We start from the raw sequence: 20696 nt of genomic DNA, 5'->3' as shown, positions 1-20696 counted from the left end.
AGACGAGTTTCGATGCTCTTGGGCATACTGTCGCCCATGCGCGACACCAGCCGCCCCCTCACCGATAACGCACCGCTGCCGGACTTCTGCAGTCTCTCGGTGATCTTCGCCTTGCTGGTGATCGGCGCGTTGACCGCTACCGTGGTCTGGCTCGCCGCCAGCGGCATGAGCTGGAGCGGCTATTGTCTGTGTGTGCTGTTTATCGAATGGCTGATGCTGGTGCTCGGCCTCACGCTATGCAAGTTGCGGCCCTGGCTGCAGAAGCTGCGTGGAACGCTGTCGTATGTCGGCGCATGGCTTTGGATTCTGCTGATCGTCGCACCGACCAGTGCATTGGCTCATTGGCTGGCGACGTCGTTACCGATGGAAGCGCTGCAAACCAGCAACCTCGCCTTCGTGCGCGACAGCGTGCTGATCGCCGCGCTGCTGGGCGCCGCCGTGCTGCGCTATTTCTATGTGCTGGCGCAATGGCAGGTGCGCCTTGAAGCGGTCAGCCGTGCCCAGGTCGACGCCTTGCAGGCACGCATTCGCCCGCACTTTCTGTTCAACAGCATGAATACGGTTGCCGCCCTGGTGCGGGTCGATCCGGATGCGGCGGAACGCACGATAGAAGATCTTTCCGAGTTGTTCCGCGCGGCGCTTGGCCAGCACCAGTCGCGCGACGGCACCATGGCCGACGAGCTCGCCCTGGTCGATCGCTATCTGGCCATCGAGCAATTGCGCCTGGGCGACCGGCTGCAGGTGCTGCGCGAGCTGGACGCCCTGCCCGCCGATTACCCCTTGCCGCGCTTGTTGTTGCAGCCGCTGGTGGAGAATGCGGTGCGGCATGGCATTCAGCCGTCGCGCGAAGGTGGCCAGATCGTGCTGCGCGGCTACCGCGAGAACAAAAGCCTGGTAATCGATATCGAAAATCCGCTCGCCGCCACGCCTTCCGAACCGGGCACCGGGCACGGCCTGGACAATGTGCGCCAGCGCATCGCCTATCGGTACGGCCCGCGCGCGCGCGTCGACGCGGGGCCGCGCGATGGCCGCTTCTGTGTGCGCGTGCAATTGCCGGAAACACCTTGATGACGACGTCGACCACCACCGCGTTGCGCGTGCTCATCGTCGACGACGAGCCACTGGCGCGCGCGCGTCTGGCGGCATTGCTGGGCGAATGCGACAACATCGTGATCGCCGGTAGCGTCGCCGATGGCGACGCGGCGTTGAACGAGCTCGACGCCTCACAGCCCGACCTGCTCTTGCTGGACATCAACATGCCCGGCATCGACGGCATTGCTTTGGCCCGGCGACTGGCCAGTCGCGGGCGTCCGCAGGTGATCTTCTGCACGGCGTACGAAAACCATGCGGTACAGGCGTTCGATCTGGGCGCGATCGACTACCTGCTCAAACCCGTGCGCCTCGAACGTCTGCGCGACGCGCTCGAACGCGCGCGTCTTCGCCTCAGCCATGCCCCGCGCGAGTCGACCCGCTATCTGCGCGGCCGCCAGCATGGCGAACAGGTACGCATCGCGCTGGACGAAGTGATCTGCCTGCTGGCCGAAGAAAAATATGTCGTCGTCCAGCATCGCGCCGGTCAGCTATTGCTGGACGAATCGCTGCGTCAGCTCGAAGAAGCCTATCCCGAGCATCTGGTCCGACTGCATCGCAACTGCCTGGTACCGACCCAGCGCCTGCTCGGGTTGAAAACCCTGACCGACGGACGGGTGCTGGCGCGTCTGGGCGGCACCGAGCTGACGCCGGAGGTCAGCCGGCGCAACCTGCCCGCACTGCGCAAGCTGCTGCGGATGGGCTGAGCGGCCCGCGACCATTCGCCGACAACTCGACAACCGTTTTTACGCAACAATACGGCTTTCCTTCGTCGTGCCCGACCATGAATCCTTCCATCCTGCGCATCGCCACCCGCAAGAGCGCGCTCGCCTTGTGGCAAGCCGAGCACGTCGCCGCCGAACTGCGTGCCGCGCATCCGTCACTGCATGTCGAACTGGTACCGCTGACGACACGCGGCGACGAAATCCTCGACAAGCCCCTGGCTACCATCGGTGGCAAAGGACTGTTCCTGAAGGAGCTCGAGGTGGCCATGCTCGAAGGCCGCGCCGATCTGGCCGTGCATTCGCTCAAGGACGTGCCCGCCGATCTGGAACCGGGCTTTACCTTGCCGGCAATCCTGCCCCGCGCCGATGCCGCCGACGCCTTTGTCAGCAACGACTACGACCACCTGGCTGCGCTGCCGCAAGGCGCACGGGTCGGCACGTCGTCGCTGCGGCGCCAGGCCCAATTGCGCGCCGTGCGACCGGATCTGGTGCTGCTCGACCTGCGCGGCAATGTCGGCACACGTCTGAACAAGCTCGACACCGGCGACTACGACGCGATCATCCTTGCCTGCGCAGGACTCGAACGCCTCGGTCTTGCCTCGCGCATTCGCAGCCGCCTGACCTCTCCCGACTGGCTGCCCGCCCCTGGCCAGGCGGCCATCGCCATCGAGGCCCGCAGCGATCAACCGGCAGTACTGGAGCTGCTCCGCGCTCTCGACGATGAGGAAACCCGCTGGACGGTCAGCGCGGAACGCTCGATGAATCGCGCCCTCGGCGGCAGCTGCACCGTACCGGTGGGCGGCTGGTGCGTAGTGACCGAACACGGCTTGCACCTGCGCGGCATGGTCGGCGATGCGCAAAGCGGGCGCCTGCTGCACGCCGCGCTCGAAGGGCGTAGCGACGATGCCGAAGGGTTGGGGCAGCGCGTGGCTGAAGCGCTATTCCTGCAAGGAGCTGGGGAGCTGCTTGCAGGGCATTGAGGATTCAGAGCCGCCCCCTCACTCCAACCCTCTCCCCCGGCGAAGCCAGGGGAGAGGGAGCAGGTTACGGAAATTCGAAACGTTGAGGATCTACTCAGTCAGACTCCCTCTCCCCTGGCTTCGCCGGGGGAGAGGGTTGGGGTGAGGGGGGCTCTCGCTCGCACAAAGCCCCCCAACCATCAGAAGTTGTAAACCAGATTCGTCGTCGCCAACGTATCGGTGTTCTTGATACCGACCTGCACGTCGCTGTTGTAGCGAACCTGATAGCCCAACTTGACCGCAAGCTTCTTGGTCATGCTGACCGAGAGCCCGATATCGTTCTGGTAATACTTGTTCTTGGTGCCCGCTTCCATCAGCAGCGTGTCTTCCAACGCCGTGTTGCCGGTGAGGCGGTACTTCAGGTTGACCAGGCCGCGCGCCACCGGTTCGCTTTGGCTGTCCTGACGCACGCGCTCGATCGAACCATCGGGCAGGGTGACCTGCTGGTCGGCGGGGCGATATTCCTTGTAACCGGGACCGATTTCGAACGAGAGCTCCATCTTTTCGTTCTTCAGCGCCACGTAGCCGTAGCCGATCGAAACGGTGCCCTGCCACAGGTTGGCGCCAAAATCGTCATGGTCGTAACGCGCCGCACCCACGATATAGCTGCGTGGGTCGAGCTTGAAGCCGACCGAGGCGCCGGCGTCGTAACGGTTGGCGGTGGTGCTCAGGCGGTTGATCGTGTTGCCTTCGTTGTCCTGTACCTGCACCTCGCCCTTGGAACGCAGACCGGTGAAGAAGAAATTGTTCTTCCACAGCTCGTTTTCCTGGTTGAGGGTGAGTTTGGCGTTGGCGTTGTCCGTACGCGAATTGCCGCGCGAAGAGGCGAAACCAAATTCGCCCGAACCACTCCAGCCGCCGTTATTGGCCGCATTGGAAGCAGTGCCACCGGGCGTACCGGCATCTTGGGCGTGAACCGTGCTCGCTAGGGCTGCGAGCACCAAACTGGCGATCAAGGTCTTTTTCATTGGATCGATCCACATAGTTAAATAAAAGTAATCATGAACCTTAACGGAGCCGATTGAATGTGCAGTGAACAAAACCGGCAGGGTTCAGATCGGGCCGGTTTCGCGAGAACGCCTGGCGAGCGCCAACTCATACAGGCGCTGTTCCAGCGTTTTACCGAGCCCGCAGGCGACTGCGGCCATGACCGCCAGCCACAGCGGCGCGCATTCGAAGCCCGTGGCAAGCAATGCCACGCAGGGCAAGGCATAGACCAATGCCGCCGCAAGAAAACGCGCCGGCGTCAGCGGCTGGATGCGCCGCGATTTTGCATTCGATTCAAGACCCTGCCCCTGCAGCGCGCGCCAACGCATGCCCTCCACGCCACCAAGTAACAAGGCCAGCGCCAACAGGCTCAACACCCAATACAAGGTGCTGCCCATGGTGATCTGATCGTCCTGCGCGGCAAGGCAGACCCATAGCCACAAACCACCGGCATAACACGCCGACACCACCCGGCTGATCGGCAGATGCGAGGTGGCCTGGGTCAGTTCGGGTGCGCGACGGACGCCAAAACCGTGCGCGGTGTAAATCAGCGCCGCCAGGCTCGCCAGCGTCAGGGCCGCACCCGCCAGACGAGTGGCCCAGAAATCGTTGTCGCCGCGAGCAAGAGCCGCCACCGCCAGCATCGGCAGGTAGGCGAGCAGGGCGACCATGGCCTCGCGCGTAGGACGACTGCCACGACCCATCCGCCAGCCATGCCAATCGGGTACCGCCGGCAGGCGCAGACAGGCAACCAGCAAACCGAGGGTGACAAAACCCGCGCCCAACGAGAGCGGTACCAACGACTCGCCGCGCCCGCTGCTGTAGATGCCCAAAGCCAGCGCCAGGCCCAGCAACATCCACATGCCATAGCCGGTAAATGCCAGTACTTCCAGCAACATGCGAGGCAGGCCGGCATCCAGTCCATGCCGTTGGCCTGTGGTTTGGCGATGCAGTTTCACATCGCTTGGGGATATCTCGCCGCTGTGCTCCATCGATCCTTTACGCGCTATTGGCAAACGACAGTGAAGAATGCCCGCTGGACTCGCGGACCAGTCTGGATTCCACGGGAGTACCCCGACCCGACACGGGAGTACCCCGACCCGAACTGTGAACTGATTTTAATAACACAGTCTCACGGCGAGTGCGGGGATGACGTCCTGGACTTGCTAGTGTCTCTACGCATGCCCATGCTAGGGGAAGTTCTAAACAGACACTTTATTTCATGGATCGTTACGAGCGCATTCTCACCCTGCACCGCTTGCTCAAGTCGGCGCACTATCCGGTGCCGCTGCCTCGTCTGATGGACGAGCTGGAGTGTTCGCGCGCCACGCTTTATCGCGACGTAGCTTTCTTGCGCGACGCGCTGGGCGCACCGATCGAGAGCGCGGGCGGCGAACACGCCGCGTTTCGCTACGAGCAGGGCGAAGGCGAGCGCTTCGAACTACCCGGATTGTGGCTGACCTCGGACGAGCTGGCCGCGCTGCTGGCTTTGAACGAACTGATCGGTCGCTCCGGCCCCGGCGTGCTAGCCGGCGCGCTGGCACCGTTCAAGGCGCGCATCGAGCACCTGCTGTCCGACCAGGGCAGCGGCAAGGCCTTGCCGATCGAACGTATCCGGGTGATTTCCTGGGGCGAGCGCAAGCTCGACCAGCAGGTCTTCCGCACCGTCGCCGGCGCCGTGCTCGAACGCAAGCAGTTGCGCTTTCGGTATCGCGCACGCACCACCAACGCCGACAGCCGCCGTACGGTATCGCCGCAGCGGCTGACGCATTACCGCGACAACTGGTATCTGGATGTGTGGGACCACGATCGCGAGGCGCTGCGCAGCTTCGCCGTCGACCGCATCGTCGAACCGCAGGCACAGGACGCGCTCGCCATCGACGTGGCCGAGAACGATCTCAACGAAATGCTGGCCTCGAGCTACGGCATTTTCGCCGGTAAACCAAAAGCCTGGGCAACCGTGCGGTTCTCCGAGCATGCCGCGCGCTGGGTCGCCGACGAACACTGGCATTCGCAGCAAAAGGGCGAATGGCTGTCCGACGGCAAGTACGAATTGAAACTGCCTTACTCCAATTCCAAGGAATTGCTGATGGACGTGCTCAAGTACGGTCCGGACGCGGAAATCATCGCGCCGATCTCGTTGCGCGAAGAAATGAAGATCCTGCTGGACCTGGCCTTGGGCACCTACCGTCAGCCGCCACGTTGATCGCCCTCTCCCCGATATGAGCCTCACGGACATCGTCGACACCTCGATCAGCCAACCTCGCAAACCCACCGTCGCGCTTGCCCTGGGTGCCGGTGGCGCCAAAGGCCTGGCGCACATCGGCGCCATCGAGGAAATCGAGGCATGCGGTTTTGAGATCACATCGATCGCCGGCACCTCGATGGGCGCGCTGATCGGCGGCGTGTATGCGATGGGCAAGCTCGATATCTATCGCGACTGGGTCACCACGCTGGCGAAGATGGATGTGCTCAAGCTGGTCGACTGGACCTTTTCCGGCGGCGGCCTGATCAAGGGCGAGCGCATTATCGGGAGGCTGCGCGAACTGGTTGGCGATGTGCTGATCGAGGAACTGCCGCTGGCCTATACCGCGGTGGCTACCGATATCGATCGCGAACGCGAAGTGTGGCTGACACGCGGGCCGCTGTTTGATGCGATTCGCGCGTCGATCGCCATCCCGACCGTATTTCGCCCCTACGTCATTGGCGACCGCCGCCTGGTCGATGGCGCCTTGCTCAATCCGTTGCCGGTCACGCCGCTGATTCGCGAGCCAGCCGATTATCTGATCGCGGTAAGTCTCGACGGGCCGCCCCAATTGGCCTCGCCGGAAACCGCGGTCGATGCCAGCGAAGCCGGATCGCAGCGCGCGCGCAGTCGTGTGGGCGGTTTTCTCGGCCGGCTGCTCCCGCACGGCGCCGAGAAACCGCGTGAGCCAGGCTTGCTCGAACTGCTGACCCAGTCGATGGACCTGATGCAATCGAACCTGTCACGGCTGCGCATGGCTGCGTACGAACCGGATCTGCTGGTTCAGTTGCCACGCAACGTATCGACCCCCTACGAGTTCTACCGTGCGCACGAGCTGATCGCGTTGGGCCGCGAACGCACGCGGTTGGCGATGACCGGCTGGAAACCCGCCGGCTTATCGGTCAACGCGGACCGTGAACTTTGAGCCAGGCTTCGAGATAAGCCTTCAGCGCGAGAGCACCGTTGTGTTCCTCATCGCGCGCACCGAACAGCAGCGTCAGCTTGTGATGCATCGCGTGCGTCGCCAGCGGCCGCCAGAATTCGGCCTTCGCGTCGAGCTCGCTGGCGTAGCGATGGCGAAACGCATCCCATCGCGCCGGTTCGTGTCCGAACCATTTGCGCAAGGCGGGCGAGGGCGCGACTTCCTTGGCCCATTCGTCCAGCGCGGCATCTTCTTTCTTGAGACCGCGCGGCCATAGACGATCGACCAATACACGATAACCATCGGCCTTGGCGGCTGGCTCGTAGATACGCTTGACGGCAATGCTCATGGACGACCCGCTCGACGCATGATCAAGCCGATAGCATACGCGCGACGAAGGTAGAGGTGGTGCGAAAGCAGGTAACCCCAGTGAGCTTACAGCTCTTGGACCCGCGTCACCTTCGCGCGCCGCATCAGCCATGCCACGCCGCGCAGATCGGCGATGCCCACCCACAGACGATCCAGCATGCCGTACTTGGACTTGCCTGCGGTACGCGGGCGGTGGCCGACAGGCACGCTCTGGCTGGCGAAGCCGGCCCGCTTGACCAGGGCCGGCAGGTAGCGGTGCATGTGATCGAAGTAGGGCAGGCGCAGGAAGACGCTGCGTTCGAACAGCTTCAGGCCACAGCCAGTGTCGGGCGTGTTGTCCTTGAGCATGCTCGACCGCACCGCGTTGGCGATCTTCGAGGAGATGCGCTTGTTGAAGCTGTCGCGGCGGGTCGTACGCCAGCCGGCGAACAGCCGGATCTCCGCCGCCGCGCCATCGCGTGCCGCGAGCAGTTTCGGGATATCGGCCGGGTCGTTCTGGCCATCGCCGTCGAGCGTGGCGATCCACGGCGACTTCGCCGCATGTACCCCGTTCCACACCGCAGTGCTCTGACCGCTACGGGTCAGGTGGCGCACGATGCGCAACTCGGGGTATTTGGCTTTTTCCGCCGCCAGCACCGCGACGCTGTCGTCGCTGGAATCGTCGTCGACGTAGATGATCTCGAACTCGATCCTGCCGCGCAGGGCGGCAGCGATTTCGGCAAGCAACGGCGGGATATTGTCACGCTCGTTGAAGACCGGCACGACGACGGATAGCTGGGACATGGGAGCGACCTTGGTACGAAGAGCGAATTCTATGTTGGCCGGCTGTACCGGCGAGGAACGGAACTAGTAACGAGAGATCGAGAGTAGGAAACGCGTGAGAGCCTGCTCTTTACTCTCTCTCCTCACTCCTGGTCTCTCACTACTCGCTTTAACGGATTTTCCCCAGGATCCCTTCCAGCTCATCATTGCTGTGATAGTGGATCACCAGTTTGCCGCTGCCGCCACGGCCATGGGCCAGCTCGACGCGGGTGGCGAAACGCTCGCCCAGCTGGCGCTCCAGGTCGGCGATATTCGGATCGCGCGGCGGCGCGTTCTTGGCCTTGCCCTTGGGCGCCGTCTGCGCGCGGCGTGCGGCTTCTTCGAGCTCGCGCACGCTCCAGCCATGACGCGCCGCCTCCAGGGCCAGCCGCTCTGCATCACGCTCGGGCAGGGTCAGCAGGCAACGGGCGTGGCCCATTTCCAGCTTGCCCTCGTCGAGCAGGCGCTTGATCGACTCGGGCATCTCGGTCAGGCGCAGCATGTTGGATACCGACGCACGCGAACGGCCGACCGCGTCGGCCGCCTGCTGGTGGGTCAGGTCGAAGTCGTCGATCAGGCGCTTGAGCGCATCGGCTTCTTCCAGTGGTGTCAGGTCCTGGCGCTGGATGTTTTCGATCAGCGCCATCGCCGGCACGGCCACTTCGGGCACGTCCTTGACCAGCGCCGGCAGCTCGCTGAGCTGCGCACGCTGGGCCGCGCGCCAGCGGCGTTCGCCGGCGATCAGCTCGTAGCTGTTCGGCCCGATCGAGCGCACCACCACCGGCTGGATCAGCCCCTGCGCCCGGATCGACGCGGCCAGCTCGTCCAGCGCTTCGTCGTTCCAGTGGCGGCGCGGCTGGTACTTGCCCGGCTGAATATGATGGATCGGCAAGGTGCGCAGCTCGCCTTCCTGCTCGAGCACATTCGGCTTGGCGTTGTCGGTCTCGGCACCGGTGCCGAGCAGCGCGTCCAGTCCGCGGCCCAATCCTCGCTTCTTCGCTGCTGCCATGCTTACTCCTGATGAATATCGACAGCGCTATCGAGGGCAACATCATCGCCATCGTCCTGCGCTGCCGGTACCGGTTCGCTCGCCGCGCCCGCAGCCAGGCCGCGTTCGCGACGGATCACTTCGCCGGCCAGGCCGATATAGGCAATCGCGCCGCGCGAGCTACGGTCGTACAGATGAATGGGCTGACCATGGCTGGGCGCCTCGGCCAGGCGCACGTTGCGTGGAATGATCGAACGCAGCACCTTGTCGCCAAAATGCTGGGTCAGCTGCGCGGACACTTCGTTGCCGAGGTTGTTGCGCACGTCGTACATGGTGCGCAGCAAGCCTTCGATTTCCAGCTTGGGATTCAAGCGCTGACGCACGGCCTTGATCGTATCGAGCAGGCTGGACAGACCTTCCAGTGCGAAATACTCGCACTGCACCGGAATCAGCACCGCATCGGCGGCGGTCAACGCATTGAGCGTGAGCAGATGCAGCGACGGCGGGCAATCGATCAGCACCGTGTGGTACTTGTCGCCCAGCTTGGCCAGCTGTTCTTTCAGACGGCTCTCGCGTGCGATCGCGTCCATCAGTTTCAGCTCGGCCGCGGTCAGGTCGCCATTGCCCGGCAGCAAGTCGTAGTTGCCTTCGGTCGCGACGATGGCCTGATCGAGCGTGGCTTCGTCCAGCAGTACTTCGCAGCCGTTGGGCTTGGCTTCGTGCTTGTCCACGCCGGACGCCATGGTGGCATTGCCCTGCGGATCGAGGTCGACCAACAACACCTTGCGCTTGGCAGCCGCCAGGGCTGCAGCGAGGTTGACGGCGGTGGTGGTCTTGCCAACCCCGCCTTTCTGGTTGGCGACAGCGATGATGCGGGCCATGGAGTGGTCGATACCGTGCGCAAGTGAAAAGGGGAGCTAGAGTACCATTGGTTCAGCTTTAGAGCCTGTCCGCAAGGGTATCCAGCTAAGGCGTGCGGCCAATTTCCAGCAAATGTCGTTCACCATCGACACCGGGCACCTTCAAAGCATGTGTCGCCTGAACCGTAAAACCAGCCGGTACGCCCGGCAGTTCATCATCGGGCCGTTTACCCTTCATCGCCAGCCAGACCCCATCGGGCGCCAGCAAATGACCGCCCCAACCAAGCATATCTGCCAAGCTGGCAAAGGCACGGGCGGTCACGCAGTCGAACTGTCCCTCGACGGCCTCGACACGCGACTGCACCGCACGTACGCCTTCAAGCTTAAGCGAACGGATCGCCTCGCGCAGGAAGCGCACCTTCTTGCCATTGGAATCGACCAACAGCATCTCGCGTCCCGGCGCGGCAATAGCCAGCACGATACCCGGCAAACCCGGCCCGGTGCCCAGGTCGGCCAAACTGCTGCCCCGTACGAACGGCAGGATCGCGAGCGAATCGAGCAGATGACGCGAAACCATTTCCTGGGCTTCGCGCACCGCCGTCAGGTTGTATGTGGCGTTCCAGCGTTGCAGCAGGGCCTGGTAATCCAGCAACCGATCGATCGCCGCACCGGATAGCTCCAAGCCAAGCGTAGTGATGCCTTTTTCGAGCTGGGTTTGCAAAACGGCGCGGTCGGTCATCGGCAAATCGTCTCGGAGCGAAGATCGAGAGTATCTCGGCATCTGCTATGCCGAGCCAAGGTGAATCCACAAAAAAAGCCCGCCGTAGCGGGCTTTCGCATTCTGTTTCGCGAATCTTTTAAGCGATGTCCAGCTCGACGCGTGTCACCATCATGCCGCGTTCGCGCAGCGCCTTGTTCATGGCCAGCTTCAGTCGCGTGTTCAAGTCGCGGCGGTCGGCCTGCAGTGCTTCGGGTTCGTCGCGCAGCGCGGCGAGCGCCCCGCGGCGGATCAGCTGGTCGACCTGGTCGATGACCGCATCCGCACGCTCCGGCTCGAGCACCTGCCAGTACACCGTGCCGCGCACGTCGTGCGCGTCAGCCAGCGGCTCTTCGAAACGCAGCACCTGCCCGCTCAGATCGATGCGGTGGCCGACGCGGTCGACCCAGGGCAGGGTCAGATGGGTACCCGGCTGCAACAGGCGGCTCGGCTTGCCGCGGCGATACACGCTCACTACCTGTCCCGAAGGCACCCGCTTCACCGCGCTGGCAGCCAGTACCAGCAGAAAAGTCGCAGCGATGAGTAGGAGCACAGTGTTCATAGGAATAACAAGTAGTTATCGCGGTTAAGTTCGCTTTTTGCAGGAGGTTTAGGGTACAGCGACTTGCCTGCCCTTAGATTAATCAGAATTTAACGACATTCTGATGACTTTTTACAGTCGACCTTTGGCCTAGATCGGACGCCGTTTTCCCGAAAACGTCAGCCTTAGTGGGGTTATCGGCCGGATCGCCGTCTTCTTCATGGCCTATGCGAAAAAACTTGTGAGGCAAGTTGTTGCGTCGCCACACTCCCGGGCAGGCCATCCCTCAATGGCCAAATCCCGGCAAATCACTCGAAAAAGGGGCAAATTCGTGCTTCAAACATATTGCATTGCAGCAAAGTCTTTGATTTGCAAAAGCTTTACAAGGCTTCATGAAAACGTTTACGTTGCGCCCGAAGTCGTTCCCGCGGCATCCACTGGGGCTCTCACATCGTGGCAGTGACCATCAAAGACGTGGCGCGCGAAGCCAACGTGTCAGTGGCATCGGTGTCGCGTGCGCTAAACGGGCATGGCGGCGTCACGGCCGACACGCTCGAGCGTATCCGCGAGGTCGCCGCCCGCCTGCGTTATGTGCCGCACGGCGCCGCGCGCAGCCTGATCACCCGCCGCACGCATACCGTCGGCGCCCTGCTGCCTGACCTGTACGGCGAATTCTTTTCGGAGCTGATTCGCGGTATCGATCTGGCGGCTCGAGCGCATGGCCTGCACCTGCTGGTGTCCAGCTCGCACGACGATGCCGATGAAGCGGCCGCCGCGTTGCGCGCCATGCAGGGTCGGGTGGACGGTTTGCTGGTGATGTCGCCGCACGCCGACGTGGCATTCCTTCGCCAGAACCTGCCGGTGGGCTTGCCGACGGTACTGATGAACACCGTGCTCGATGGCGACGACTATCCGGCGCTATCGGTCGACAACCACGGCGGCGCACGCCTGATGACCGAGCATCTGCTCGACGGCGGTTACCGGCAGATCGCGTTCATCCAGGGTCCGCCGAAGAACCGCGACGTGGCCGAACGCGAAGCGGCGTATCGAGAAGTCATGGCCGAACGGGGGCGTCAGGCGATCGTGCTGCCGGGCGATTTCAACGAGGACTCGGGTTATCGCGCCGGGCAACAGCTGCTGACGATGCAGCCGCGCCCCGATGCGGTATTTGCTGCCAACGACATGATGGCGATCGGCTGCATGGCCGCCATTCGCGAAGCGGGACTGCGCATTCCCGAGGACATCGCGATAGCCGGTTTCGACGACGTGCCGATGGCCCGCTACGTCACGCCGGCTTTGACGACGGTGCGCGTGCGCATCGCCGAGTTGGGAAAAGAAGCGCTGAACGAACTGGCTGCACATATCGAAAACGGCGAACGACCCGCGCGATCGGGGCAGCGCGTCGACGCCGATCTGGTCGTACGAAGTTCCAGCAACAAGTCTTCGAGATCGTAACGCCGCCGGGGTTGGCGGTTCGCATCACCGGGTTTTACCAGGAAACATTCCGGGATTACGGCGTGGCGAAGGCTCCGCCGTGCCCCTCGGAACCATGACAACAACGGCACCTCGCCGACAGCACACTGTTTCGACCCTTGAGGGAGGGTAGTAAGCCATGGCACGCAGACACGCACTTTCGATGCAGATTTCACTGGCCCTGGCAGGCCTGGTCGCGACCGCGGCGCTACTGCCTTCGGTCGCCTGGTCACAGACGTCCGACGCCACCTTGCGCGGCCGGGGTCCAGCGGACACCGACGTGGTTGCCAAGAATGTGGCGACCGGTTCGGTGCGCCGTACGCGCACTGACAAAGACGGCAGTTATGCGCTGGTCGGCCTGCCTCCCGGCACGTATCAAGTCGATGCCGGCCCCGGTAACCAGCGTACGGTGACGGTAACGGTGGCATCGGTGGGTACGCTCAATTTCCCCACGGCGGCGACAGCCGAGCAGCCCGTGGCAGCGTCCGCCAATGCGAAAGAACTGGGCACGATCACCGTCAACGCGACCACGCTGGCCGAAGTGACGACTTCGGAAGTGGGCACGTCGGTGTCGCAGCGTCAGATCTCCACGATTCCGCAGATCACGCGCAACTTCCTCGAATTCGCCGATACCGTGCCCGGCATGGTGTTCACGGTGAAAAACGGCAATACCAATCTGCAGGCGGGCGGCCAGAACTCCGGTGCGATCAACGTCTATATCGATGGCGTCGGTCAGAAGAACTACATCCTGCCGACCGGCATTTCCGGCCAGAACAACACACAGGGTAATCCGTTCCCGCAGTTGGCGATCGGCGAGTACAAGGTCATCACGTCGAACTACAAGGCCGAATACGACCAGGTGTCGAGCGCGGCGGTGACGGCGGAGACCAAGTCCGGTACCAACGAATTCCACGGTGAAGTGTTCGGCAACTACACCAACCAGTCCGTGCGAGCCGAGACGCCGGCAGAAGACGCCAGCGGCAAGAAGATCCCTTCGCACAACAAAGAGTACGGCTTCGCCCTGGGTGGTCCGATCATTCAGGACAAGGCGCATTTCTTCGTTACCTACGAGGGCAAGGAATACGATCAGCCGATTACCGTTATTCCGGGCGGCCCCGCCGCCTACACCAGCCAACTGCCGGCCAGCGCCCTGGCCCAGCTCGGCCCCGCCAGCCAGCCGTTCAAGGAAAACCTGTATTTCGCCAAGCTCGACTGGGAGCCGACCGATCGCGACCGCATTGAAGTCAGTGGCAAATACCGCGACGAAACCGCAGTGAGCGGCATTGGTACCGGCACGGCGGCGTCCGCGTCCTACAGCACCAAGAACACCGACAAGCGCTACGACATCCGTTGGGATCACAGCACCGACAGCTGGTTCAACCGCCTGCAGGTGACTTACGAGAACGCGTTCTACACGCCGACGGCGACCAACATCGGAAATGGCGCGGTCTATACCGCACTCGGCGCCAACAACCAATCGATTCTTGCCACCGGTGCAGCGTCGCCGCTGGCCTCGCAGAACAAGGGCCAGAAGGGTCCGGCGCTGCAGGACGACTTCACCTTCAACGACATCGAATGGCATGGCGACCATGTCATCAAGACGGGTTTCAAGGCCAAATGGGTCCGCCTGACGGCACGCGACGCGGGCGAGTTCAATCCGCAGTTCTTCTATGACGTGACCCCGGATGCGGGAACCCTCGCATTGCCTTACCAGGTGCAGTTCCCGTCGCCGACACCTGGGCAGAACCCGACCGCCAGCACGGTCGATCGCCAGTTCGGTGCCTATATTCAGGACGACTGGACCGTCGACGAGCACCTGACCTTGAACCTGGGCATTCGTTGGGATTACGAGAAGACGCCTTCGTATCTCAACTACGTCACCCCGCAGGCCGTGGTGGATGCGTTCAACTCGCAAGATCCGAACACCGGCGCGCCCCCGGGGCAGACTTATGCACAGTCGCTGGCCAAGGGTGGCATCAACGTCAACGACTACATCAGCAACGGTCACAACCGCCATGCGCCGCGCCTGAACTTCCAGCCGCGCTTCGGTTTCTCGTATGACGTCAATGGCGACGAAGTGCATGTGATCCATGGCGGCGTGGGCCGTTCGTACGACCGTGATATCTACGAGATCCTGCAGCTGGAACAGACCAAGTCGGTGCTGTCGCAGCCCACGATCAGTTTCCAGGGTTTCGACGCCACCCATCCGTGCACGCCTGGTCCCACATGTATCCCGTGGAATCCCATCTATCTGAACGGTCTGAGCAATCTCCAGGCGCTAGTCGCCGGCAGCAATGCGGGCAAGGAGGTGGACATGATTACCAACCACCTCAAGACCCCGTACTCCGACCAGATCAGCCTGGGTATGCGCAACAAGCTGGGGGACTGGAACACCGACGTCACCATCCAGCGCGTCAACAGTTTTGATGGGCTGATCTTCCAGCTCGGCAACCGCTTCCCGGATGGGTCGTTCTTCCAGGGCACGAACAAGCCGTTCGGCAACCCGATCCCGGGCTTCGGCGCCATGATCTACGCCAACAATGGCTTGAAGACCAAGACGACCCAGGGGTTGATCTCGGTTGAAAAGCCCTACACGCCCGAATCGCATTGGGGCGCGACGTTTGCGTACACGTACACCAAGAGCCGGTTTAACCACGACCAGCAGGATTTGACTGACCAGTACGCGTTCGACTATCCGACTGTCGGCGACTATCCGTTTGTCGGCGGTCCCATCGCCAAGCATCGCCTGGTGTCCACCGGTACGTTCGACGGTCCGTGGGGCTTCCTGCTGGCCGCCAAGCTGACACTGGCGACACCGACCGCATCGGTCGGTCAGGCCTGCTTCGGCTCGACTTCCCCGATCGCAACGCCTGATGGGTGTCAGGCATTCAGCGCCGTTCCGCCGGGCACCGGCAAGTTCCTGATCGGTGGCAAGGTATTCGGCTATCGCGACCTGGACATCCAGGCCACCAAGAACTTCAAGGTGTGGAACAACCTGGATGCCTACGTTCGTCTGGATGTCCTGAACTTGTTCAACTGGGCCAACTACAACGACTACATCACCAACTATGGCGCCAACGGCGTACTCAACCGCACGCCAGTGGTCTATAACCCCGACGGCAACATCGTCGATGTGTCGCGCCAGCTCAAGCTGACCGTCGGACTGAAGTTCTGACCCGACGGAACGTCCAAAAAAGGGCCTGCGGGCTCTTTTTTGGGACGCCAACGTAAACGTTTACGTGATACAACATGCTTTCCCCTGCGGGCGGATCATGGCATCTAAGGACCGCCCGCTTTTTTGCTTCAAAAGGCAGCACCATGCGCTTGAATAAACCCACCCGCCTTACCCTGGTCCTCGCCACGGCCCTGACCTGCCTCAGTCCGGTAGCGGCACAGGCAAAGAAGACCCAGGCTGCTCCTACCCACCAGCAAGCCGACAGCAAGCGCATTCCGCCTGCGATCGAGGACCTGGAGAAACGTACCTTCAGCTGGTTCTGGGACAGCGCCAATCCGGTCAACGGGTTGATACCCGATCACTACCCGACCGATTCCTTCGCCAGTATCGCTTCAGTGGGCTTCGGGCTTACCGCGTACGGCGTTGGCGTGGAACGGGGTTACATCACGCGCGACCAGGCGATCGAACGCACCCTGACAACGCTGAAATTTTTCCGCGATGCGCCGCAGAACGATAGCGAAGACGACGCTACCGGCTTTCACGGTTTCTTCTATCACTTCCTCAACATGCAGACGGGCAAGCGCGAAGCGCGCTGGGTCGAGCTATCTACCGTCGATACCACCTTGTTGATGGGCGGCGTGCTGTTCGCGCAGTCGTACTACGACCGCGACACGCCCAAGGAGAAGGAGATCCGCGAGATCGCCGACGAGCTGTACCGCCGCATCGAATGGTCATGGGCGCAACCGCGCGCGCCGCTGATCAGCATGGGCTGGACGCCGGGCGGTAAGTTCATTCCGCACGACTGGACCGGTTACAACGAAGGCATGCTGGTGTACATCCTGGCGCTGGGCTCGCCGACGCACCCGGTCAGCGACGATGCCTGGGCTGCCTGGAGCGCCAGCTACAAGCGCACCTGGGGCACCTTCTACGGCCAGGAACATCTTGGCTTCGCACCGACGCTCGGTCATCAGTACAGCCATGTGTGGGTAGATTTCCGCGGCATCCGCGATGCATGGAGCCGGGAAAAGAACCTGGATTATTTCGAGAACAGTCGCCGTGCTGCGTATTCGCAGCGCGCTTACGCCATCGCCAATCCGGGACATTGCACCGGCTACGGCAAGGACGTCTGGGGGCTGACCGCAAGCAACGGCCCCGGCGGTTACATCGTACTTGGCGCAGCCAGCGCACAGCAGCCGAAGTTCTTCGGTTATACAGCGCGCGGCGCGGGTATCGACTACATTCAAGACGACTGCACCATCGTGCCGACTGCTGCCGGTGGCTCGATCGCGTTCGCGCCGGAGATCGTAGTGCCGGCGCTCGAAGAAATGAGGAAGCGCTACGGCAAGTACATCTACAACAAGTACGGCTTCGTCGATGCGTTCAATCCCAGCTTCCACGTCCAGAATGTGCAGCTGCGCACCGGCCGGCTGGTGCCCGAAATGGGATGGGCCGACACCGTGCAGATCGGCATCGACCAGGGACCGATCGTGCTGATGATCGAAAACTGGCGCAGCGATTTCGTGTGGAACGTGATGAAGAAAAACCCGTACATCCGCAAGGGCCTGGAACGCGCCGGATTCACTGGCGGCTGGCTGAGTAAGGACGCCGCTCAGCCATGACGTTTTTCTCGCCCACACGCTGGATGGCGAAACTGGCGCTGGGCGTTGGCCTGGCGTTGGCGCTGACCAGCTGTGCGCGCAATGAGGATTCCGACCCGTTGGTGTTCTGGACCATCGGTCGCGAAGGCGAAGCGATTGCCAAGCTGATCCCGGATTTCGAACGCGAGTATCCACAGATTCACGTCAAGGTGCAGCAGTTGCCGTTGACGGCTGCGCACCAGAAGCTGCTCACCGCCATCGCCGGCGGCTCGACCCCCGATATCAGTCAGCTGGGCAATACCTGGATTCCGGAAGTGGCCGCGCTCAACGCGATCGAGCCACTACAGCAGCGTGTCGCGCAATCGAAGGTGATCCAGCCAGACGATTACTTCGCCAGCATCTGGAGCACGAACGTCATCGACGGTACGTTGTATGGCGTGCCGTGGTACGTCGACACGCGCTTGCTGTTCTATCGCGTGGATCTGCTCAAGCAGGCCGGGTTCGATCATCCACCCAAAAACTGGAATGAGTGGCGACAAATGCTTGCCGCCACCAGCCACCCGGACAGGAAAATCTACGGCGCGCTGCTGCCGACCAACGAGTTCGAACAGCTGCTTTCGCTCGCCTTGCAGCAGAACGATCCGATCCTGCGCGATAACAACCGCTACGGCAATTTTCGCAGCGCCGGCTTCAAGCGCGCCCTGGGTTTCTACGTCGATACTTTCAAACTTCATCAGGCGCCGGCGATTACCAATGTGGAAGCGGGTAATCCCTGGAGCGAGTTCGGTCGCGGCGTCTACGCCTTCTATTTTTCCGGTCCGTGGAATATCGGCGAGTTCCGTAAGCGACTTCCGGCGGAGCAGCAGGATGACTGGTCGACCGCGGCGCTGCCCGGCCCTGACGGCCCCGGCGCGTCGAACGCCGGTGGATCGAGTCTGGTGATCTTCAACACCTCCAGGCACAAGGAACAGGCCTGGCAGTTGATCGAATATCTGTCGCGCCCCGATATCCAGCAGCGCTTCTACGACCTGCTTGGCGATATGCCGCCGCGACGCTCGTCGTGGGAAGGCGGTGCCTTGCACGACGACCCGAAAGCGCGCGCTTTTCGCGAGCAGCTCGAACGCGTCAAGCCGCTGCCGCCGATTCCCGAATGGGAACGCATCGTGACCGAGATGCAGCTGGTGGCGGCGCAGGCTGTGGCGGGTCAGTTGACGGTGGATCAGGCGGCCGAGGAAATCGATCGGCGGGCGGACCGGATTCTGGAGAAGCGGCGTTGGGTGTTGGAGCATTTGAAAGAGGCGCACCCGTGAATAACCTCTCGCCTCCCATCATCGTCATCCCGGCGCAGGCCGGGATCCAGTTTCGTTCGCATTGGGTTTTCGCGACAACCACGCCATTAAGCCAGTGGATCCCGGCCTGCGCCGGGATGACGATAGGAAAGGTTGCATGAATCCCACGCGTGCCGCCTGGATCTTTCTTGCACCAGCCCTGGTGGTTCTGGGCCTGTTCTTCTTGCTCCCCGTCATCGCAGCCCTGCTGCTCAGCCTCACCGACTACGACCTCTACGCGCTGGCCAACCTGCACAACCTGCGCTTCGTTGCACTGGGCAATTATTGGGAACTGCTGCACCGACCACTGTTCTGGTCGGCGCTGGGGCACACGTTCTACTTCGTGATCGTCGGTGTGCCGCTGTCTATCTGTACCTCGCTCGGCGCCGCGCTGCTGCTCAATTCGCCGATGGCGCGCATGAAATCGTTCTTCCGCACGGCCTTGTTCGCACCGGTGGTTACCACAGTGGTCGCGACCGCGGTGATCTGGCGTTATCTATTCAACACCAAGTACGGCTGGGCCAACTACTTTCTGCAGAGCGTCGGCATTCATCCGGTCGATTGGCTCGGCGACCCGCACTGGGCGATGCCGACAATCATCCTGTTCGCGGTGTGGAAAAACTTCGGTTACAACATGATCATCTTCCTGGCCGGTCTGCAGGCAATCCCGGCCGATCTCTACGAAGCCGCGCGCATCGATGGCGCCTCGCTCCGCCGCCAGTTTCAGCACATCACCTTGCCGATGCTCAAGCCAACGCTGGTGATGGTGGCGATCCTCACCGTCGCCGGTTATTTCCAGTTGTTTGCCGAGCCTTACGTAATGACCGAAGGCGGCCCGCTGCAAAGCACCACCAGCGTGCTGTACCTGATGTACGAAGAAGGTTTCAAATGGTGGAACCTGGGCTCCGCTTCCGCGGTGGCCTTCCTGCTGTTCGTGATCATGTTCGTGGTGACCGCCGTGTTGCTGCGGCTGTCGCAACGCGGAGACGAGGCATGAACGAGACACGCTTGGGCAAGGCGATCATCAACGGTTTGCTGATCGGCGGCGCGATCGTCGCGCTGTTCCCGCTGCTGTGGATGCTCTCGGTATCGTTCATGCAGCCGGGTGAAGCTAGCTCGTTGCCGCCGCCGTTATTGCCCAGGCACGCGACGTTCGGCAACTATCGCGAGCTGTTCGTGCACGCGGGCATGGGCCGGTATCTGATCAACAGCTTGCTGGTTTCCACCGCGATCACCTTGCTGGCGCTGGCCTGCAATCTGATGGCCGGCTACGCCTTCGCCAAGTTGCGCTTCGCCGGCCGCGAGCGCTTGTTCCAGCTATTGATCGGTGGCCTGGTGATTCCCGCGCAGGTAGCGATGCTGCCGCTGTTCCTGCTGTTGAAGTACATGGGTCTGGTCAACAGCTATGCCGGCGTGATCGTGCCCGGCATGGCGACCATCTTCGGTATCTTCCTGGTACGTCAGTATGCACGCGGCATTCCTGACGACCTGCTGGAGGCGGCACGCATCGACGGGGCGGGTGAGCTACGCATCTTCGTGCAGATCGTGCTGCCCTTGCTCAAGCCAATCATGGTAACGCTGGCGATCTTTACCTTTCTCGCTGCGTGGAACGACTTCATGTGGCCGCTGATCGTACTGACCGGCCAGGAGCATTACACGCTGCCGATCGCGCTGGCCTCGCTGTCGCGCGAGCACGTGCAGGATTCGGAACTGATGATGGCAGGCTCGGTGGTCACCGTGCTTCCGGTGCTGGCGCTGTTCCTGGCGTTGCAGCGCTACTACCTGCAAGGGCTGTTGCTGGGCAGCGTAAAGGGTTAGG

Annotated in this window: 19 protein-coding genes; 11 read left to right on the top strand and 8 right to left on the bottom strand. The window is 62.3% G+C overall.

The annotated features are described in order from the left end of the window. Positions 1-12: 12 nt before the first annotated feature. From ACZ6WW_RS11215 to hemC, 3 genes are all read left to right on the top strand, one after another. On the top strand, positions 13-1068 hold the full coding sequence (locus ACZ6WW_RS11215; protein WP_465274250.1) for a sensor histidine kinase: 1056 nt from the start codon (positions 13-15) through the stop codon (positions 1066-1068). Positions 1069-1091: 23 nt separating this feature from the next. Continuing rightward, positions 1092-1796, top strand: a complete 705-nt coding sequence (locus ACZ6WW_RS11210; RefSeq protein WP_465274498.1) for a LytR/AlgR family response regulator transcription factor — start codon at positions 1092-1094, stop codon at positions 1794-1796. 77 nt (positions 1797-1873) lie between these two features. Continuing rightward, positions 1874-2794, top strand: a complete 921-nt coding sequence (gene hemC / locus ACZ6WW_RS11205; RefSeq protein WP_465274249.1) for a hydroxymethylbilane synthase — start codon at positions 1874-1876, stop codon at positions 2792-2794. Between the two features lie 179 nt (positions 2795-2973). Here the strand turns inward: hemC and ACZ6WW_RS11200 are convergent, their stop codons facing one another. Continuing rightward, a complete protein-coding gene (locus ACZ6WW_RS11200) occupies positions 2974-3801 on the bottom strand; it encodes a DUF481 domain-containing protein (protein WP_281851109.1) in 828 nt (275 codons plus the stop codon). A gap of 84 nt (positions 3802-3885) precedes the next feature. Further along, complete coding sequence (locus ACZ6WW_RS11195; protein WP_465274248.1) at positions 3886-4779, bottom strand: hypothetical protein; 894 nt, start codon at positions 4777-4779, stop codon at positions 3886-3888. Positions 4780-5042: 263 nt separating this feature from the next. On the opposite strand from ACZ6WW_RS11195, the gene ACZ6WW_RS11190 reads away from it, so the two are divergent. Both ACZ6WW_RS11190 and ACZ6WW_RS11185 read left to right on the top strand, forming a co-directional pair. After that, positions 5043-6026: a helix-turn-helix transcriptional regulator gene (locus ACZ6WW_RS11190; RefSeq protein WP_281851112.1), complete on the top strand. Its 984-nt coding sequence runs from the start codon at positions 5043-5045 to the stop codon at positions 6024-6026. Positions 6027-6042: 16 nt separating this feature from the next. Beyond that, the gene (locus tag ACZ6WW_RS11185; protein ID WP_281851113.1) at positions 6043-6990 is read left to right on the top strand and encodes a patatin-like phospholipase family protein; all 948 of its coding nucleotides are present in this window, start codon (positions 6043-6045) and stop codon (positions 6988-6990) included. Here ACZ6WW_RS11185 and ACZ6WW_RS11180 read toward each other — a convergent pair. The 6 genes from ACZ6WW_RS11180 to ACZ6WW_RS11155 form a co-directional block, all read right to left on the bottom strand. Continuing rightward, positions 6968-7336, bottom strand: a complete 369-nt coding sequence (locus tag ACZ6WW_RS11180; protein ID WP_281851114.1) for a DUF488 domain-containing protein — start codon at positions 7334-7336, stop codon at positions 6968-6970. The two genes, ACZ6WW_RS11185 and ACZ6WW_RS11180, sit on opposite strands and share 23 nt — an antisense overlap. 86 nt (positions 7337-7422) lie before the next feature. Further along, complete coding sequence (locus ACZ6WW_RS11175) at positions 7423-8139, bottom strand: glycosyltransferase (RefSeq protein WP_281851115.1); 717 nt, start codon at positions 8137-8139, stop codon at positions 7423-7425. A gap of 148 nt (positions 8140-8287) precedes the next feature. Continuing rightward, complete coding sequence (locus tag ACZ6WW_RS11170; protein WP_281851116.1) at positions 8288-9166, bottom strand: ParB/RepB/Spo0J family partition protein; 879 nt, start codon at positions 9164-9166, stop codon at positions 8288-8290. Between the two features lie 2 nt (positions 9167-9168). Next, complete coding sequence (locus ACZ6WW_RS11165) at positions 9169-10026, bottom strand: ParA family protein (protein WP_281851118.1); 858 nt, start codon at positions 10024-10026, stop codon at positions 9169-9171. A gap of 85 nt (positions 10027-10111) precedes the next feature. Continuing rightward, complete coding sequence (gene rsmG / locus ACZ6WW_RS11160; protein WP_465274247.1) at positions 10112-10744, bottom strand: 16S rRNA (guanine(527)-N(7))-methyltransferase RsmG; 633 nt, start codon at positions 10742-10744, stop codon at positions 10112-10114. Between the two features lie 118 nt (positions 10745-10862). Further along, complete coding sequence (locus tag ACZ6WW_RS11155; RefSeq protein ID WP_281851120.1) at positions 10863-11324, bottom strand: SPFH domain-containing protein; 462 nt, start codon at positions 11322-11324, stop codon at positions 10863-10865. Positions 11325-11753: 429 nt separating this feature from the next. On the opposite strand from ACZ6WW_RS11155, the gene ACZ6WW_RS11150 reads away from it, so the two are divergent. The 6 genes from ACZ6WW_RS11150 to ACZ6WW_RS11125 all read left to right on the top strand — a co-directional run bounded on the left by ACZ6WW_RS11150 (position 11754) and on the right by ACZ6WW_RS11125 (position 20695). Beyond that, positions 11754-12758 (top strand): LacI family DNA-binding transcriptional regulator, encoded by a 1005-nt coding sequence (locus ACZ6WW_RS11150; RefSeq protein WP_281852799.1) that lies wholly within the window; start codon positions 11754-11756, stop codon positions 12756-12758. Positions 12759-12915: 157 nt separating this feature from the next. Continuing rightward, on the top strand, positions 12916-15951 hold the full coding sequence (locus ACZ6WW_RS11145; RefSeq protein WP_281851121.1) for a TonB-dependent receptor: 3036 nt from the start codon (positions 12916-12918) through the stop codon (positions 15949-15951). Positions 15952-16094: 143 nt separating this feature from the next. Continuing rightward, positions 16095-17570 (top strand): glucoamylase family protein, encoded by a 1476-nt coding sequence (locus tag ACZ6WW_RS11140; protein WP_465274246.1) that lies wholly within the window; start codon positions 16095-16097, stop codon positions 17568-17570. Further along, positions 17567-18859 carry a sugar ABC transporter substrate-binding protein gene (locus ACZ6WW_RS11135; protein WP_465274245.1) on the top strand — a complete coding sequence of 431 codons (1293 nt, stop codon included), beginning with the start codon at positions 17567-17569 and terminating at the stop codon, positions 18857-18859. Before ACZ6WW_RS11140 ends, ACZ6WW_RS11135 begins: the two co-directional genes overlap by 4 nt. A 136-nt stretch (positions 18860-18995) precedes the next feature. Further along, positions 18996-19874, top strand: coding sequence for a carbohydrate ABC transporter permease (locus ACZ6WW_RS11130; protein WP_465274244.1), 879 nt, complete (start codon positions 18996-18998; stop codon positions 19872-19874). Further along, positions 19871-20695: a carbohydrate ABC transporter permease gene (locus tag ACZ6WW_RS11125; protein ID WP_465274243.1), complete on the top strand. Its 825-nt coding sequence runs from the start codon at positions 19871-19873 to the stop codon at positions 20693-20695. The genes ACZ6WW_RS11130 and ACZ6WW_RS11125 overlap by 4 nt, the downstream gene beginning before the upstream one ends. The last annotated feature ends 1 nt before the right edge of the window (position 20696 follow it).

It is taken from the genome of Dyella sp. NPDC103356, from assembly GCF_055584465.1.
Note: the sequence above shows the minus strand (reverse complement) of the source record. Positions and strands in the feature narration are given on the sequence as shown.

Excerpts from the sequence above, each read along its gene's own strand:
- ACZ6WW_RS11125 (WP_465274243.1), top strand. The coding sequence starts at position 19,871 with ATGAACGAGACACGCTTGGGCAAGGCGATCATCAACGGTTTGCTGATC.
- ACZ6WW_RS11130 (WP_465274244.1), top strand. The coding sequence starts at position 18,996 with ATGAATCCCACGCGTGCCGCCTGGATCTTTCTTGCACCAGCCCTGGTG.
- ACZ6WW_RS11155 (WP_281851120.1), bottom strand. The coding sequence starts at position 11,324 with ATGAACACTGTGCTCCTACTCATCGCTGCGACTTTTCTGCTGGTACTG.
- ACZ6WW_RS11140 (WP_465274246.1), top strand. The coding sequence starts at position 16,095 with ATGCGCTTGAATAAACCCACCCGCCTTACCCTGGTCCTCGCCACGGCC.
- ACZ6WW_RS11135 (WP_465274245.1), top strand. The coding sequence starts at position 17,567 with ATGACGTTTTTCTCGCCCACACGCTGGATGGCGAAACTGGCGCTGGGC.
- ACZ6WW_RS11200 (WP_281851109.1), bottom strand. The coding sequence starts at position 3,801 with ATGAAAAAGACCTTGATCGCCAGTTTGGTGCTCGCAGCCCTAGCGAGC.
- ACZ6WW_RS11145 (WP_281851121.1), top strand. The coding sequence starts at position 12,916 with ATGGCACGCAGACACGCACTTTCGATGCAGATTTCACTGGCCCTGGCA.
- ACZ6WW_RS11190 (WP_281851112.1), top strand. The coding sequence starts at position 5,043 with ATGGATCGTTACGAGCGCATTCTCACCCTGCACCGCTTGCTCAAGTCG.
- ACZ6WW_RS11215 (WP_465274250.1), top strand. The coding sequence starts at position 13 with ATGCTCTTGGGCATACTGTCGCCCATGCGCGACACCAGCCGCCCCCTC.
- hemC (WP_465274249.1), top strand. The coding sequence starts at position 1,874 with ATGAATCCTTCCATCCTGCGCATCGCCACCCGCAAGAGCGCGCTCGCC.
- rsmG (WP_465274247.1), bottom strand. The coding sequence starts at position 10,744 with ATGACCGACCGCGCCGTTTTGCAAACCCAGCTCGAAAAAGGCATCACT.
- ACZ6WW_RS11165 (WP_281851118.1), bottom strand. The coding sequence starts at position 10,026 with ATGGCCCGCATCATCGCTGTCGCCAACCAGAAAGGCGGGGTTGGCAAG.
- ACZ6WW_RS11180 (WP_281851114.1), bottom strand. The coding sequence starts at position 7,336 with ATGAGCATTGCCGTCAAGCGTATCTACGAGCCAGCCGCCAAGGCCGAT.
- ACZ6WW_RS11175 (WP_281851115.1), bottom strand. The coding sequence starts at position 8,139 with ATGTCCCAGCTATCCGTCGTCGTGCCGGTCTTCAACGAGCGTGACAAT.
- ACZ6WW_RS11170 (WP_281851116.1), bottom strand. The coding sequence starts at position 9,166 with ATGGCAGCAGCGAAGAAGCGAGGATTGGGCCGCGGACTGGACGCGCTG.
- ACZ6WW_RS11185 (WP_281851113.1), top strand. The coding sequence starts at position 6,043 with ATGAGCCTCACGGACATCGTCGACACCTCGATCAGCCAACCTCGCAAA.